Below are 15773 nucleotides of genomic sequence, written 5' to 3' on the forward strand. Positions count from 1 at the left end.
CGGCCCGACCCCCCGGAGCGACTTCGCACCCCCAGACCGAGCCCTGCACACACATCAAGGATGATGATCATGCGTAACCGCAGAGCCGCCCTCGCCGCCATAGCCGGAGCCGCGTCCCTCGCCCTGACCCTGTCCGCCTGCGGCCAGAACAGCGAGGGCGGCAGCGAGGAGGGCGGGGACAGCGCCAAGGGCGGCACCATCGGCATCGCGATGCCCACCAAGTCCTCCGAGCGCTGGATCGCCGACGGCAACAACGTCAAGAAGGACCTGGAGTCCAAGGGCTACAAGACCCAGCTGGTCTACGGCGAGGACGACCCGGACCAGCAGGTCTCACAGGTCGAGAACCTGATCACGCAGGGTGTCAAGGCGCTGATCATCGCGGCCATCGACAACAAGTCGATGAACAACGTGCTCCAGCAGGCCAAGGACGCCAACATCCCGGTCATCTCCTACGACCGCCTGATCCTCGGCACGCAGAACGTCGACTACTACGCGTCGTTCGACAACGAGAAGGTCGGCGAGCTCCAGGGCAACTACATCGTCGAGAAGCTCGGCCTGAAGGACGGCTCCAAGAAGGGCCCCTTCAACATCGAGCTGTTCGCCGGCTCCAACGACGACAACAACACCCGCTACTTCTTCCAGGGCGCGATGAACGTCCTGCAGCCCTACATCGAGAAGAAGCAGCTCGTCGTCCGCTCCAAGCAGACCAAGCTGAACCAGGTCACCACCCTGCGCTGGGACGGCGGCACCGCCCAGAAGCGCATGGACGACATCCTGACCTCGGCCTACAAGCGCGACCGCGTCGACGCGGTCCTCTCCCCCTACGACGGCATCTCCATCGGCATCCTCTCGGCGCTGAAGTCGGACGACTACGGCTCCAAGAGCAAGCCGCTGCCGATCGTCACCGGCCAGGACGCCGAGCTCGCCTCGGTGAAGTCGATCATCGCCGACCAGCAGTCGATGACCGTCTACAAGGACACCCGCCAGCTCGCCAAGGTCGCCTCGAACATGGTCGACGCGCTGCTGAACGACAAGAAGCCCGAGGTCAACGACACCAAGACCTACGACAACGGCTCGAAGGTCGTCCCGGCCTACCTGCTCGAGCCGGTCGCCGTCGACAAGACCAACTACCAGAAGGAAGTCGTCGACTCCGGCTACATCAAGGCAAGCGACCTCTAAGAACCGCCGGCACACTCTGATTGGAAGGCACGACCATGGCGGGACCCGTCCTGGAAATGCGCTCGATCGTCAAGACCTTTCCCGGCGTCAAGGCGCTGTCGGACGTCACGCTGACCGTCCAGCAGGGCGAGGTCCACGCCATCTGCGGGGAGAACGGCGCCGGTAAGTCGACCCTGATGAAGGTCCTCTCCGGCGTCCACCCGCACGGCACCTACGAGGGGGACATCCTCTTCGAAGGTGAGGTCTGCGAGTTCAAGGACATCCGGGCCAGCGAAGAGCGCGGCATCGTCATCATCCACCAGGAGCTGGCGCTGTCGCCGTACCTCTCCCTCGCGGAGAACATCTTCCTCGGCAACGAGCACGCCAAGGGCGGGTTCATCGACTGGAGGGAGACGCTGCGGCACGCCACCGAGCTGCTGCGGCGGGTCGGGCTCAGCGACCACCCCGACACCCGCGTCACCGACATCGGCGTGGGCAAGCAGCAGCTCGTGGAGATCGCCAAGGCCCTGTCGAAGAAGGTGAAGCTGCTCATCCTGGATGAGCCGACCGCGGCCCTGAACGACGAGGACAGCGACAAACTCCTGGATCTCATCCTGGAGTTGAAGAAGCAGGGCATCACCTCGATCATCATCTCCCACAAGCTCAACGAGATCCGCAAGGTCGCCGACTCGGTGACGATCCTCCGCGACGGCCAGACCATCGAGACGCTCGACGTGAAGGCCCCGGAGACGACCGAGGACCGGATCATCAGCGGCATGGTCGGCCGCGACCTGGAGCACCGCTTCCCGGAGCGGTCGCCGCACCAGCCCGAGGAGGGCGTGGCGCCCGCCCTGGAGATCCGGGGCTGGACCGTGTTCCACCCGATCGACCAGCAGCGCAAGGTCGTCGACGACGTGTCCCTGGCGGTGCGGCGCGGCGAGATCGTCGGCATCGCGGGCCTGATGGGCGCCGGCCGCACCGAACTCGCGATGAGCGTCTTCGGGCGGACGTACGGCCGGTACGCGGGCGGCACGGTCCTCAAGGACGGCGAGGAGATCCGTACGAAGTCCGTCCCCGAGGCGGTCAAGCACGGGATCGCGTACGTCACCGAGGACCGCAAGCACTACGGCCTCAACCTCATCGACACCATCAACCGGAACATCTCGCTGACCGCCCTGGGCAAGGTCGCCAAGCGCGGTGTGGTCGACGAGCACGAGGAGCGGCAGGTCGCCGAGGGCTTCCGCAAGTCGATGAACATCAAGGCGCCGACCGTCTTCGAGCCGGTGGGCAAGCTGTCCGGCGGCAACCAGCAGAAGGTCGTCCTCAGCAAGTGGATCTTCTCGGGTCCGGACGTGCTGATCCTGGACGAGCCGACGCGCGGTATCGACGTCGGTGCCAAGTACGAGATCTACACGGTCATCGACCAGCTGGCCGCCCAGGGCAAGGCGGTCGTCTTCATCTCCTCCGAGCTGCCCGAACTGCTCGGTATGTGCGACCGCATCTACACGATGGCCGCCGGGCGGCTGACCGGTGAGTTCTCGCGGGCCGAGGCCTCACAGGAATCGCTGATGCGTCAGATGACGAAGGACAAAGAGGTAACCCGATGAGCACGGACGTGACCGCCAAGACGCCGGCCCCCGCGCCGCCCGGCAAGGGAGGGGCGGCCACCGGCGACGGACTCCTGCAGCTGGTGCTGGACGGCATGCGACGCAACATGCGCCAGTACGGCATGCTGATCGCGCTCGGCCTGATCGTGGCGCTGTTCGCCGTGTGGACCGACGGCGACCTGCTGCTGCCGCGCAACGTCTCCAACCTGGTCCTCCAGAACAGCTACATCCTGATCCTCGCGATCGGCATGATGCTGGTCATCATCGCGGGCCACATCGACCTGTCGGTCGGCTCGCTGACGGCGTTCGTCGGCTCGATGGCCGCCGTGTTCATGGTCAAACAGGACATTCCCTGGCCGCTCGCCGTGGTGCTGTGCCTGGCCGTGGGCGCGGTCGCGGGTGCCATCCAAGGGTTCTTCATCGCGTACGGCGGCATACCGTCGTTCATCGTGACCCTGGCGGGCATGCTGATCTTCCGCGGTCTGACCGAGATCTTCCTGGAGGGCCAGACCCTCGGCCCGTTCCCGGAGGGCCTCCAGAAGGCCGCCAACGGCTTCCTGCCCGAGGTCGGCCCGAACACCAACTACCACAACCTCACGCTGCTGCTGGGCTTCGCGATGATCGCCTTGGTGATCTTCCAGGAGGTCCGTGACCGCAGGCGGCAGCAGGAGTTCTCGCTCGACGTCCCGCCCACCAAGCTGTTCCTGCTGAAGCTGGTCGCGATCTCCGCCGCCGTGCTGACGCTGACCATGCTGCTGGCCAGCTACAAGGGCGCCCCGATCGTGCTGCTCGTCCTGGGCGTGCTGCTCGTCGGCTTCGGCTACGTGATGCGCAACGCGATCATCGGCCGCCACATCTACGCGATCGGCGGCAACCTCCCGGCGGCCAAGCTGTCGGGCGTGAAGGACAAGAAGGTCACCTTCCTGGTCTTCCTGAACATGGGCATGCTCGCGGCCCTGGCGGGCCTGGTCTTCGCCGCCCGCTTCAACGCGGCCTCTCCCAAGGCCGGCCTCAACTTCGAACTGGAGGCGATCGCGGCCTCGTTCATCGGCGGCGCGTCGATGAGCGGCGGTGTCGGCACCGTCCTCGGCGCGATCATCGGTGGCCTGGTCCTGGGCGTGCTGAACAACGGTATGAACCTCGTCGGCATCGGCACCGACTGGCAGCAGGTCATCAAGGGCCTGGTGCTCCTGGCGGCGGTCGGGTTCGACGTGTGGAACAAGCGCAAGGTCGGTTCGTAAGTCACCTGGGGCCCCGCCGGAAGGCGGGGCCCACTCCTTATGGGGGAGGCGCACTCATGGAACTGAACAGACGCACCGTCATCGCGGGAGCCGCGGCGGCGGGCATAGCCGCGACCACGCTCGGCGGCACGGCGCACGCCACGGGAGGCAGGAAGCCGGTGAAGACGCTCTTCGGCAAGCTCGCCGACGGCACCAAGATCTACAGCTGGTCCCTGGAGAACGGCGGCACCCGTCTGAAGGTGCTCTCCTACGGCGGCATCGTCCAGTCGCTGGAGATCCCCGACCGCCGCGGCCGCTACGCCAACGTCTCGGCGGGCTTCGACAACATCGACGACTACGTCGCCAAGAGCCCGTACTTCGGCGCCCTGATCGGCCGCTACGGCAACCGCATCGGCAAGGGCAAGTTCACCCTCGACGGCAAGGACCACCAGCTCTCCGTCAACGACGGCGAGCAGAGCCTGCACGGCGGCGCCAAGGGCTTCGACAAGCGCGTGTGGGACATCGAGCCGTTCACCAAGGGCTCCGACGTCGGCCTGTACCTGTACTACACGAGCGTCGACGGCGAGATGGGCTACCCGGGCACGCTCAAGACGAAGGTGACGTACACCCTCACCCGGCACGGCGACTGGCGCATCGACTACGAGGCCACCACGGACAAGGCCACCGTCGTCAACCTCACCAGCCACGTCTACTGGAACCTGGCCGGCGAGGGCAGCGGCACGATCGAGGACCACGAGCTCCAGCTCGCGGCCTCCCGCTACACGCCCACCGACTCGGGCCTGATCCCCACGGGTGAGCTGGCCAAGGTCGCGGGCACCCCCTTCGACTTCCGCAAGGCCAAGCCGATCGGCCGGGACATCCGCGTCTCGCACCCCCAGCTGGTGACCGCCAAGGGCTTCGACCACAACTGGGTCCTCGACAAGGGCATCACCGCCCGCCCCGAGCACGTCGCGACCCTGCGCGACCCGGCCTCCGGCCGCACGATGAAGATCGCCACGAACGAGCCGGGCCTGCAGTTCTACTCCGGCAACTTCCTCGACGGCACGCTGACCGGCCCGTCCGGCCGCATCTACCGGCAGGGCGACGCGCTCTGCCTGGAGACGCAGCACTTCCCGGACTCGCCGAACAAGCCGTCGTTCCCGTCGACGGTGCTGCGGCCCGGGCGGACGTACCGGACGACGACGGTCCACACGTTCGGCTGCTGACCGCCTTCACAGGTGGCACACAATTTTCTGAGGGAAGCCTCAGCGGTTGAACAGCACCACCGCAGCCTCCGTATGTAAGGGCGGCCCGCGCTCCCCCGCGCGGGCCGCCTTTGAACGCCGGGTCCGGCCGTCCCCAACGGACCCGCCCTATACGGAGGTTCCATGGCCGACAACGTCACGTCGCTGTTCCGCAGCACCGCGGCGCACAGCCCGTCGATGGCGGCGTTGACACGTGAGGGCGGCGACGGCGCCGGGCCGGTGGACTTCTGCATCCCCTGCAACCCGTACTTCCCCACCCCGGCCATGTTCGACGACATGTCGGCCAGACTGCGCGACATCATCACGTACTACCCGAGCAGCGCCGACACCATCACGGCCGAGCTGTGCAGCCTGCTCCAGCTGCCGCCGCAGTGCGTGGCGATGGGCAACGGCTCCACCGAGCTCATCACCTGGATCGACCACCTGCTCGTCCGCGAGTCCCTCGCCATCCCCGTCCCCACCTTCGGCCGCTGGACCGACCAGCCCATGGAGACCGGCAAGCGGGTCGACATGTTCCCGCTCCAGGAGTCCAGCGGCTTCGCCCTCGACCTCGCGCAGTACGCCGAGTTCATCCGCGCGCGGGGCACGCGCGTCGCCGTCATCTGCAACCCCAACAACCCCGACGGCGGCTTCCTGCACAAGCACGCCATCGTCCAGTTCATGGACGCGATGGCCGACCTCGACCTGATCGTCATCGACGAGTCGTTCCTGGAGTTCGCGGACGCCGAGGCGGAACCGTCCGTCGTCCAGGAGGCGATGCTGCGGCCCAACGTCATCGTGCTGCGCAGCCTCGGCAAGAACTTCGGCCTGCACGGCATCCGCTTCGGCTACCTCGTCGCCAACCCGGCCCTCGCCGGGCGGGTGCGGTCGATGCTCCCGAAGTGGAACCTCAACTCCTTCGCCGAGCACGTGGTGTTCATGCTCAAGGAGCACGGCGCCGAGTACGCGCAGAGCCTCCAGCAGGTGCGCCGCGACCGCCTCGACATGGCCAGCCAGCTTTCCTCCCTGCCCGGGCTGACGGTTTACCCGTCGCAGGGCAACTTCCTCTTCGTGCGCCTCCCCGTGGGCGCCGAGGGCACCGTGGTCCGGGACCGGATGCTCACCGAGCACCGGATCCTGGTCCGCGAGTGCGGCAACAAGATCGGTTCGTCCAGCCGCTTCCTGCGTCTCGTGGTGCGCCCCCAGGTGGACGTGCGTCGCCTGGTGTCCGGCCTGGAACAGGTGCTCTACGGGACGTCCAGGAGGGGAGCCGCCGTACCCGAGCTGGGCAACGGGACCAGCTACAGCTCGGGTACGGCGGCAGTGGACCGTCTGGTGAGCGAGACCAACGGATCCGGTATGCGGGGCCTTGCCGCTCAGGCCGTCGGTGCGGGTGGGCCGGGGCCGTCGGCCCCGGGCACCGGTACCGGGGTGCCGCTTCCCGCCGCCGCGTCGGCCGTGCCGGCGGGGGCGGGTGTGGGGATGCCGATGCCGACGGCTGCGCAGGTTGGGCAGATGGGGCATGTTGGGCAGTTGGGCCAGGTGGGGCAGGGCCAGATGGGGCAGATTGGCCAGATGGGGCAGCAGCAGATGCCTCAGTCTGTGCCCCAGCCTGTCCCTCAGCCCGCGCCCCAGCCGGTGCCGCAGCCGGCACCGCAGCCCATGGCCGCGCCCGCGCCACCGCTGGCGCCCGCGGCGCAGGCACCGGTCCCGGCACCGGCACCGGTCCCGGCACCGGCGCCGGTCCCTGCTCCGGCGCCGGTTCCCATGCCGGCCGCTACCGGGCCCACCCCGCCGGGGGTTCCCGCGCGGGGTGGGTTGACCGCCGCGCAGGTCAGGGGGACCAACGGGTTGTCGCCTGCGCCGGCTACCGGGTGGCCGGGGGCTCAGGCCTGGCCCAACGCGGCGGGGATGGGGCAGGCCGGGTAGCGCCTTCTCGCCGTAGCTGGTTTCCGTGCGCGGCGGGTGCGGGTCCGTTGTGGCTTGTCGCGCCCACGCGGCGCAGCCGCAGATCAAACACAGCCCCGCACCCCTAGGGACGTCGTACTAAGCCGGGTTCAACCTCCATTGTTGGCAAGCGTTGTTGAGCCACGACCACTGGCGTACGTCCGCGCTGTCCGCCGTCGAGCAGTTCGCCACGTCGGCCACCTTGCCGGTGGCCTTGTTCACGATGCGGACGTAGCCGGCGTCCGTGGCCACGAACTGGAAGCGCTGGCAGGTGTTGTTCAGCCAGGACCATTGGCGCAGGTCGGCGCCGTCGGCAGTTGAGCAGTCGGCGGTGTCGAGGACCTTGCCGGTGGCGACGTTCACGAGCCTGTGGGTGTCGTCGCCCAGGTCCTCCAGGCGCCAGCGCTGCTTGGTCCCGCCGTTGCAGGTGTACTGCACGACGCCCGCGCCGTCGGCCGACGAGCTGCCGGCGACATCCAGGCACTTGCCGCTGTTGCGGTTGGAGACGGTGTAGGTCGTCGAGGCGGACGCCGGTTCGCCGGACGGCCCTGGCATGCTCGCCCCGAGCCGGACGGGCGTGCCGAAGTTCGGGGTGCCGTCGGAGTTCCAGGTGAACTTCTGGGCCCGGGTCGTACGGCCGTTGTCGCAGCCCTCGGAGGCGGAGTCGTTGGCGTGGTAGACGATCCAGTTCTCGCGGCCGTCGGGTGAGGTGAAGAAGCCGTTGTGGCCGGGCCCGTACACCCCGTTTGCGTCACTGCGCTGGAAGACGGGCGTGGACTTCTTCGTCCAGGAGGAGGCGGACAGCGGGTTGGAGCCGGTCAGCTCCAGTTGCCCGAGTTTGTAGTCGGGCGTCCAGCAGCCGCTCGCGGAGTAGATCAGGAAGGTCCGGCCACCGCGCTGCAGCACCTCCGCGCCCTCGTTGACGGTGCCGCCCTGCCGTTCCCAGGCGTGCGTCGGCGTCGAGATCGTCGAGTAGGAGCCGCTGACGGTGTACGGGTTGGACATCGGCGCGATGACGAGGTTCTGCGTCCCGCCCGTGATCGCGCTGCCCAGCATGTACAACCGGCCGCCCACGTTCATCAGGCTCGGGTCCAGCATCCAGGCGGAGTTGAGCTGCCCCTTGTAGGTGTAGGGGCCCATGGGGTCGGACCCGGTGCTCTCCAGCACGTGGCTGCGCTGCGTGGGGTTGTAGTCGGACACGTTCTGCCCGGCGACGTAGTACAGGTACCAGCGACCGCCCACGAAGTGCAGCTCCGGTGCCCAGATGTTGCAGCACCGGGAGGCGGCGTCGCCCTTCCACACCTGGACGCTGGGCGCGGTGGAGAGCCCGGCGAGGGTGGCGGACTTGCGGATGGTGATGACGTCGGTCCAACTGGTCGTCACCATGTAGTAGTTGCCGTCGTGGTACGAGATCCAGGGGTCGGCGCCCTTGACGGACTTGACCGGGTTGGCGAACGAGGCGGCGCTCGCGGTGGGCTGGCCGAGGCTGAGGGCGAGCAGCAGTACGGCCAGCAGGGTCAGTAGGCGACGGGCCATCCGCTGCTCCAGTTCAGGAGGTTGACGCCAAGCTTGGGCGTGCCGCCCGCGTTGCCGTCGTAGTAGTGGTAGACGATCAGGTCGCCGTCGGAGTCCTTGGTGATCGACTGCCCGCCCGGGCCGATGACGTTGCCGTGCGACTCGAGCACGGGCGTGCCGCCGTTCTTCATCAGGTCGACGCCGTTCTTGTCGCGGTACGGCCCGGTGATGCTGGAGGCGCGCCCGACCTTGACCTTGTACGTCGAGCTCGTGCCGCTGCAGCAGGTGTCGTACGAGGCGAAGAGGTAGTAGTACCCGCCCCGCTTGACGATGAAGGGCGCCTCGACGGCCTTGGTACCGGTGGGGCGAGAGGCGAGCGAATAGCGGGTGGTGTTGGAGGAGAGCTGCTTCCCGGTGGACGGGTTGATCTGGATCATCTTGATCCCGGTCCACCAACTGCCGAAGGACAGCCACCACTTGCCGTCGTCGTTCACGAAGAGGTTCGGGTCGATGGCGTTGAAGTCGCTGGAGGAGTTCGACGTGTAGACCGTCCCCTGGTCGGTCCAGCTGCCCGGCTGGCCGGTGCTGGAGGTCGCGAGGCCGATGGCGGACGTGTTCGAGCCGAACTTCGAGACGGAGTAGTACATCAGGTACTTGCCGCCGTGGTACGAGATGTCCGGCGCCCAGGCCTCCGGGACGGAGGAGTAGTTCCGCCACCAGCCGGGCCTGCTGGAGAAGGCGTCGCCGCCGTTCCGGAAGGCGGTGCGGTCACCGGACGTCTTGCTGGCGATGCCGCCGCCGGTGGCGTAGAGCAGGTACTGGCCGGACGAGGTGCGGATCATCGACGGGTCGTGGGTGACGATGTCGCCGGTGACCCGGCCGGGGTTGGGGTACGCGGACGCCGCACTCGGCATCAGGGCGAGCAGTGCGGCGGCGGGGAGGGCGAGCAGGGCGGTTCTCTTGCGCAGGATGGAGCGGCTCATACGGTCCTCCTTGCGGTGGGGGTGACAGCTGGCCGGTATCTCGAACAGCGATCGCAAGTTCGAACGGACCGTAGAATCGAACTTCTTGCGCGTCAATGGTTCGCGCAGCAACAACTGTGACCGGCAGGGGAGATCCGTTGAAGATCCGTTGAGGGGCCGTTTAGGCCCGCGCCGGACGATCGAGGCTGAGGGGTGACCCCGGGCTCGTCACGAAGGGGGTGGGTGGCCCTGTGGAGTTCCGTGTGCTCGGAGCTGTGGATGCGCGTGCCGGTGCGCACCCGGTGGCTCTCGGGCACGCGAAGCAGCGGTGCGTACTGGCGGTGCTGTTGTGCGAGGCCGGCCGCGTCGTCCCGGCGGAGCGGCTGATCGACCGGGTGTGGGGCGAGAACCCGCCGGGCTCGGTCCGCAACATCCTGTCGGGGTATGTCGGCCGGCTGCGCACCGCCCTGCGTTCCGCAGGAGCCCACGGCGTGCCTCTGGTGCGCGGCTCCGGCGGCTACCTGCTCGACGCGGACCCCGAGTCGGTCGACGTCCACCGCTTCCGCCGACTCGTGGCCGAGGCCCGTAGGACAGCCGAGGACCGGCAGGCCGCCGACCTGCTGCGCGACGCCCTCGCCCTGTGGCAGGGGGAGGCCCTGTCCGGCCTGACCGGCGCCTGGGCGGAGGAGACCCGGGCCGGGCTGGGCGACGAGCACCTCACAGCCGAACTCCGCTACCACGAAGTCGGATTACGGCTGGACCGTCACGACCAGGCGTTGGAGCGACTGCGGCAACTGGCCACGGCCCATCCCCTGGACGAGCGGGTCGTACGGCACCTGATGACCGCACTCTGGCACGGCGACCGCCAGGCCGAGGCGCTGGAGACGTACGAGGAGACCCGCCGTCGGCTCGCCGAGGAACTGGGCGTCGACCCCGGCCCCGAACTGCGATCCCTGCACCAGCAGATCCTGCGGGGCTCGCCCGCCCGGGCACCCGGCACCGGCCCACCCGTCGTACCCGCCGAACTCCCGCACGACGTGGCCGGATTCAGCGGCCGCGCGGAGGCGACGGCCCGTCTGAGCACACTGCTCGACACGTCTGCCGGGGAGCCAGCCATGATCTCGGTGATCAGCGGCGCGGCGGGAGTCGGCAAGACCGCGCTGGCCATGCACGTGGCCCACCGGGTACGCGATCGCTTCCCCGACGGCCAGTTGTACGTCGACCTGCGCGGCTACGATCACGAGAGCGCCCCCGTGGCCCCGCGGGAGGCCCTGGGCCAGCTGCTGCGCAGCCTGGGCCTGACACCTCGGCAGATCCCCTCCGACCCGGACGAGCAGGCCCGCCGCTACCGCTCCCTGCTGGACGGGCGGCGGATGCTGATCGTGCTGGACGACGCCGCCTGCGTCCCGCAGGTCCGCCCGCTGCTGCCCGGCAGCCCGACCTGCCGCGTCCTGGTCACCAGCCGCCACCGCCTGACCGGCCTGGTCGCCCGGAACGGCGCCGAGCCGCTGCGCCTCGACGTCCTCGCCCCGCAGGAAGCGCGGGCACTGCTGGCCGCCGTCCTGGGCGAGCGGCGCGTGGCCGCCGAACCGGAGGCGGCCGAGGAACTGGCCCGCCGCTGCGGCCACCTGCCCCTGGCGCTGCGGGTGGCCGCAGCGCAACTGCTCGGCGACCGGCACCGGCGCATCGCCGGCCTGGCCGCCGAGTTGGCGGACGGCGACCGGCTGGCGGCACTGGAACTGGACGACGACCGCTCCTCCGCCGTCAGCGCCGCCTTCGGCCTCTCCTACCGGGCCCTGGCCCCGGACGCCCGCAGGCTCTTCCGCCTGCTCGGCCTGATCCCCGGCCCGGACATCACCCGCCCTGCCGCGGCGGCGCTCCTCGACACCTCCGAGTCCCGCGCGGGCACCCTGCTCACCACCCTGGCGACGGCCCACCTGATCGAGTCCCCCGCACCCGACCGGTACCGCTTCCACGACCTCCTGCGCGACTACGCCCGCGAGCGGGCCGCGGCCGAGGAGCCACCGCCGCGGCGGGCGGCTGCCGAGGAACGACTGCTCGCCTCTTACCTGCGCACCGCCGAGACCGCCGGCGGCGCCCTGCCCTGGCAGTACCCACAGCTCCCGCGGGACCCGGCAGGCCCCGCCGGCACACCCGCCACCCCGGACGAGGTCACCACCGCCCTCACCCGACTGGACTCGGAGCAGGCCAACCTCCTGGCCGCCATCGAGCACACCGCCGGCTCCGGCCCACGGCACTTCGCCTGGCGCCTGACCGCCGCACTGCTGCGCTACTGCTGGCTCGGCCTGCCACGCGGCGCCTGGCAGACCGCTGCCCGGGCAGCCCTGCACGCGGCTGAGGCCGACGGGGACAAGCGCGGTCAGGCGGCCATGCACCGCAGCCTGGGCATCGCCCACTGGGACATGGGCCACCACACCCAGGCCGTCCATCACCACACCCGCGTACTGCGACTGCACCGCGAGACCGGCGACCCGCTGGGCCAGGGCCTGGCCCTGAACGGACTCGGCCTGGTGGACACGGAGGCGGCCCGCCTCGACGACGCCCTGGAGCACTTCACCGAGGCGCTACGACTGTCCCGCGAGGCCCGCCGCCCGGACGCCGAGGCGCAGGCCCTGATCGGTCTGGGCCTGGCGTACCGGGACCGGGGCCGGCTGGAGCTGTCCGCCGGCCACCTGGAGCAGGCGCTGCGCATACTGCGCAGGGCCGGAGCGGGTGACGAGACCCACCGGCTGCCGGCGCTCAGCGCGGTGTACTGGGAGCAGGGCAGGCTGGAGGAGGCGGCTGAGGCGCTGCGGGCGGGCAGGGCAGAGGCGAAAGGGCCCGAGCCCCGGAGCGCCAATCCCACCACCCTCGACATCACGGCCAGGATCGAACTGGACCTCGGCCACTACGAGGAGGCGCTGGAGTACGCCGAACGCTCCCTGCGCCTCGCCGAGAACACCGGGCGCCGCCGACTGCTCGCGATCGCCCTGACGACGCTGGCCGACGCCCGCCTCCGCATGGGCCGGGCCGAGGATGCCGCCCGCACCCACGAACGCGCCCTGTCCATCGCCCGCGAGGTGGGCAACCAGCGCACCGAGGCCGAGACCCTGCTCGGCCTCGCCGAGGCTCATCGCGTACGGCGACACCACCACGAAGCCCTGGCTCACGCCCGCCACGCCCTCGCCCTCGCCCACCGAGGCGGCTTCGACGTCGTCAAGGCCCGTGCCCTGACGGAGCTGGCGGCGATCCACATCGCGCGCGGACGCCCGTCCGCGGCACGCGCCCGCGCCCACTTTGCCGTCGCCCTCCACCGCCGCACCGGCCACCGCTTGGGCGAAGCCAGAGCCCTGGCCGCCCTCGGCCGCGCCCTGCACGCCCTCGACGACCCCACTGCCGGGCCGGTTCGGAGGCGGGCCCGGGCCATCTGCCTCGACACCGGTGCCCGACCGCCTGAGGACCTGACGTGAAAGCCGGCCCGGACCCGTGCGGAGGTGACAGCCCGGCCGCCACCTCCGCACGTATGCCGCGTCGCGCCGATCTCAGCCGGTCAGCACATCTCGACGCGAGGGCTGTACTTCTCACCGCCCGCGCTGTCCTGCGTGTAGGTGTAGTAGAAACCCTTGCCCTGGCAGGCGCCGCGGGCGGTCAGGTCGACGTTGGCGGCGGACCGGGTGGCGGAACCGACCTTCTCGTCGCGGCCGATGTCGACCCACTTGTAGACCGTCACCGTGACGGTCTGGGAGTCGTCACCGGCACAGCCCCGGCGGCCACCAGCGCCGGAGAGCTCGTTTCCGTTCTGCACGACGTTGTCGGCGTACAGCTCACAGGCCTTCGCCTTCGCGTTCGTCTGCGGTGCGGAGGCCGGCGCGGCTGCGGCCACCGGCGTCGCGAGGCCGGCCACCGCGACGGTGGCGAGGGCTCCGGTCATCATCCGACGCTTGATCATGTTCAACTCCCCGTGGTCGTTTCGGGCTTTCACCGCGTACACGTCCGAGGCCGCCGCCCCGCATGTCCGGCGCTCCTGTGACGCGCGTCACTCGTGGGCTCGCCGCCGGTGTCGGCGTCGCGACCGAGAAGACGACGCAGCCGGCGCACGGCCCGCGTCCGGTACCGGGCGGCGGTCCCCCGCCCTATCCCCAGGATCCGCGCCGCCTGCTCGGTCGTGTAGCCGTCCAGGTCGACGAGGATCACCACGCCGGCCTGCTGACGCGGCAGTTGGTCCAGCAGCCGGACGGCCTCGATCTCGGCGGTACGTCGCTCCACGCCGCCGTCCCAGACGGCTGCCGTCCCCTCCGCGGTCGGCACCTGCCTCCGCTCCCGACGCCAGGTGTCGCGGGTCGTGCTCGCCAGCGCGGCGAAGGCGTACGCGGCCGGTTCCGGATGCTCAAGGAACCGTCGCGGCCGCGAGGCCAGTTTCAGATACACCTCGTGAACGGCGTCCTCACCCCCTTGCGCGGCCCCGGTGAGGGCGGCCGCCCGGGCGTACAGCTTGGGCAACAGCCCACAGAACACCTCGTCGAAGGACATTCCGCGGGCATCGGTCGATGACTTGCTCATGCGCGGGGAGTCTTCTGCGCCGGCGTGGAACGGGGATTGAGGAAACGTTGAGCGCCGGGGTCCCGCTCGTCACCGTCGTCCGCCGAACTCCCAGGCGTGCACCTCCACGTCGGCATACCGCCCCCGCGTCAGGACACCGCGCGCCGTCTCCCCGTCCGGGGCCCGGACCAGCGCTGCCGTGCCCAGCCAGGCGGAGCCGTCGTCGGACAGCAGGGGGCCGTAGGCGATCAGGTCGTCCGAGTCGGGCGGTGTGCCGATGTCGGCCGCCGGGTCCGGGCCCAGCCCGAGGACGAGGTAGCGGTTGCCGGTCGTCGGGCCGCCGGGGAAGTCCCACATGGTGCGGCCCAGCAGGTTGCGCCAGCGCCGCAGCAGCACGTCCCGGTACACGCCGGCCTGGTAGTTGGGCTCGTCGAAGGCGAACGCGCGAGCGGCGGCGGCATCCGGGAGGTCGACGATGTGCACGCTGCCGGTGGGCGTTTCCCCGTCACTGCCGAAGGTGGGTCCACGGGCGATCAACCCGCGGCGTAGTGGTCCATATAGGCCCAGTGCGCTTCCCCCAGCCCCTCACGCAACGGCAGGGAGCCGGGTCGATCGCGGTGATAGCAGAAGAACTCCATGGCGTATCCGTCCCGGGTGGCTACTCTCGTCTCTCCCGTCATCATGACCGCAGGAGAGCCGACAGTGCGCAGCGTCGCCGTAACGCCCGATGGTGATCAGATCCGCTGGGTCGAACTGCCGGGGCAGGAACCGCCGCGCGTCTACGTGCACGGGCTGGGCGCCACATCGCCCGCCTACTTCACGGAAGTCGCGGTCGATCCCCGGCTGGCCGGACGCCGTTCACTGCTGATCGACCTCCTGGGCCACGGCATCAGCGACCGCCCGACGGGCTTCGACTACACCCTGGAATCCCACGCCGACGCGCTCGCCGGTGCCCTGACCTCCGCGGGCGTCTCGGGCGCCGAGCTGATAGCCCACAGCATGGGCGGCTCGGTCGCGATCGTCCTGGCCGCACGCCACCCCCACCTGGTCTCCCGGCTGGTGCTCATCGACGCCAACCTGGACCCGATCCCGCGCAGGCCGGGCGCGTCGGGCAGCAGCGGCATCGCCGCCTACTCGGAGCAGGAGTTCCTGGCGGGCGGATGGGAGGAGGTCCGCGACCGGGCCGGCACCCACTGGTGGTCCACCATGCGTCTGGCCGGCCGCGAGGCCCTCCACCGCAGCGCGTACCACCTCACCCGCGGCACGACCCCCACCATGCGCGAACTCCTCCAGGAGCTGAAGACGCCCCGCACCTTCCTGTTCCCCGAGGCGGACGGCCCTCTCCCGGGCACAGACGCCCTCACCGAGGCGGGGGTATCGGTCGTCCCCATCCCCGACTGCGGCCACAACGTCATGCTGGACAACCCGGAAGCTTTCACAAAGGCCACCGCGGCGGCACTCACGCCCTAGGTGTGCTGTCCCGGGACGTTGGTGACGGGCGACACGCCTTGAGTGGTCCTTGAACGGGGTGAGGGCCCCTGGTTTCGGTGTGGATTGCGACACCTACGACCGGCATCCAGG

11 protein-coding genes and 1 pseudogene are annotated in these 15773 nt (G+C 69.9%); 7 read left to right on the top strand and 5 right to left on the bottom strand.

Annotated features, from left to right (window positions below; translation table 11 throughout):
* The first annotated feature begins 69 nt into the window (after window positions 1-69).
* The 5 genes from chvE (at window position 70) to ACIBNA_RS24015 (ending at window position 7158) form a co-directional block, all read left to right on the top strand.
* The gene (gene chvE, locus ACIBNA_RS23995; protein ID WP_399167180.1) at window positions 70-1179 is read left to right on the top strand and encodes a multiple monosaccharide ABC transporter substrate-binding protein; all 1110 of its coding nucleotides are present in this window, start codon (window positions 70-72) and stop codon (window positions 1177-1179) included.
* Window positions 1180-1214: 35 nt separating this feature from the next.
* Entirely contained in the window at window positions 1215-2765 is a 1551-nt protein-coding gene (mmsA, locus tag ACIBNA_RS24000; RefSeq protein ID WP_399167181.1) for a multiple monosaccharide ABC transporter ATP-binding protein, read from the top strand.
* The gene (mmsB, locus tag ACIBNA_RS24005) at window positions 2762-4006 is read left to right on the top strand and encodes a multiple monosaccharide ABC transporter permease (protein ID WP_399167182.1); all 1245 of its coding nucleotides are present in this window, start codon (window positions 2762-2764) and stop codon (window positions 4004-4006) included. The genes mmsA and mmsB overlap by 4 nt, the downstream gene beginning before the upstream one ends.
* Window positions 4007-4062: 56 nt before the next feature.
* On the top strand, window positions 4063-5211 hold the full coding sequence (locus ACIBNA_RS24010; protein ID WP_399167183.1) for an aldose epimerase family protein: 1149 nt from the start codon (window positions 4063-4065) through the stop codon (window positions 5209-5211).
* 162 nt (window positions 5212-5373) lie between these two features.
* Window positions 5374-7158 (top strand): pyridoxal phosphate-dependent aminotransferase, encoded by a 1785-nt coding sequence (locus ACIBNA_RS24015; RefSeq protein WP_399167184.1) that lies wholly within the window; start codon window positions 5374-5376, stop codon window positions 7156-7158.
* 117 nt (window positions 7159-7275) lie between these two features.
* Here the strand turns inward: ACIBNA_RS24015 and ACIBNA_RS24020 are convergent, their stop codons facing one another.
* Window positions 7276-8712 (bottom strand): family 43 glycosylhydrolase, encoded by a 1437-nt coding sequence (locus ACIBNA_RS24020; protein WP_399167185.1) that lies wholly within the window; start codon window positions 8710-8712, stop codon window positions 7276-7278.
* Window positions 8694-9674 (bottom strand): arabinan endo-1,5-alpha-L-arabinosidase, encoded by a 981-nt coding sequence (locus ACIBNA_RS24025; protein ID WP_399167186.1) that lies wholly within the window; start codon window positions 9672-9674, stop codon window positions 8694-8696. The genes ACIBNA_RS24020 and ACIBNA_RS24025 overlap by 19 nt, the downstream gene beginning before the upstream one ends.
* 242 nt (window positions 9675-9916) lie before the next feature.
* Here ACIBNA_RS24025 and ACIBNA_RS24030 point away from each other — a divergent pair, with 242 nt between their 5' ends.
* Entirely contained in the window at window positions 9917-13123 is a 3207-nt protein-coding gene (locus ACIBNA_RS24030) for a BTAD domain-containing putative transcriptional regulator (protein ID WP_399167187.1), read from the top strand.
* 80 nt (window positions 13124-13203) lie between these two features.
* Here the strand turns inward: ACIBNA_RS24030 and ACIBNA_RS24035 are convergent, their stop codons facing one another.
* From ACIBNA_RS24035 to ACIBNA_RS24045, 3 genes and pseudogenes are all read right to left on the bottom strand, one after another.
* A complete protein-coding gene (locus ACIBNA_RS24035) occupies window positions 13204-13602 on the bottom strand; it encodes a hypothetical protein (protein ID WP_399167188.1) in 399 nt (132 codons plus the stop codon).
* Window positions 13603-13631: 29 nt separating this feature from the next.
* Window positions 13632-14213 (bottom strand): RNA polymerase sigma factor, encoded by a 582-nt coding sequence (locus ACIBNA_RS24040; protein WP_399167189.1) that lies wholly within the window; start codon window positions 14211-14213, stop codon window positions 13632-13634.
* 69 nt (window positions 14214-14282) lie between these two features.
* A pseudogene (locus tag ACIBNA_RS24045) lies at window positions 14283-14830 on the bottom strand (YciI family protein).
* 64 nt (window positions 14831-14894) lie between these two features.
* Here ACIBNA_RS24045 and ACIBNA_RS24050 point away from each other — a divergent pair.
* Window positions 14895-15662 carry an alpha/beta fold hydrolase gene (locus ACIBNA_RS24050; protein ID WP_399167190.1) on the top strand — a complete coding sequence of 256 codons (768 nt, stop codon included), beginning with the start codon at window positions 14895-14897 and terminating at the stop codon, window positions 15660-15662.
* Window positions 15663-15773 lie beyond the last annotated feature (111 nt).

Source organism: Streptomyces sp. NPDC050164 (genome assembly GCF_044459945.1).
Taxonomy (GTDB): Bacteria; Actinomycetota; Actinomycetes; order Streptomycetales; family Streptomycetaceae; genus Streptomyces; species Streptomyces coeruleorubidus_A.

What these genes read in the sequence shown, in the direction of transcription:
- chvE (WP_399167180.1), top strand. Translation starts at nt 70, where the DNA reads ATGCGTAACCGCAGAGCCGCCCTCGCCGCCATAGCCGGAGCCGCGTCC.
- mmsA (WP_399167181.1), top strand. Translation starts at nt 1,215, where the DNA reads ATGGCGGGACCCGTCCTGGAAATGCGCTCGATCGTCAAGACCTTTCCC.
- mmsB (WP_399167182.1), top strand. Translation starts at nt 2,762, where the DNA reads ATGAGCACGGACGTGACCGCCAAGACGCCGGCCCCCGCGCCGCCCGGC.
- ACIBNA_RS24010 (WP_399167183.1), top strand. Translation starts at nt 4,063, where the DNA reads ATGGAACTGAACAGACGCACCGTCATCGCGGGAGCCGCGGCGGCGGGC.
- ACIBNA_RS24015 (WP_399167184.1), top strand. Translation starts at nt 5,374, where the DNA reads ATGGCCGACAACGTCACGTCGCTGTTCCGCAGCACCGCGGCGCACAGC.
- ACIBNA_RS24020 (WP_399167185.1), bottom strand. Translation starts at nt 8,712, where the DNA reads ATGGCCCGTCGCCTACTGACCCTGCTGGCCGTACTGCTGCTCGCCCTC.
- ACIBNA_RS24025 (WP_399167186.1), bottom strand. Translation starts at nt 9,674, where the DNA reads ATGAGCCGCTCCATCCTGCGCAAGAGAACCGCCCTGCTCGCCCTCCCC.
- ACIBNA_RS24035 (WP_399167188.1), bottom strand. Translation starts at nt 13,602, where the DNA reads ATGATCAAGCGTCGGATGATGACCGGAGCCCTCGCCACCGTCGCGGTG.
- ACIBNA_RS24040 (WP_399167189.1), bottom strand. Translation starts at nt 14,213, where the DNA reads ATGAGCAAGTCATCGACCGATGCCCGCGGAATGTCCTTCGACGAGGTG.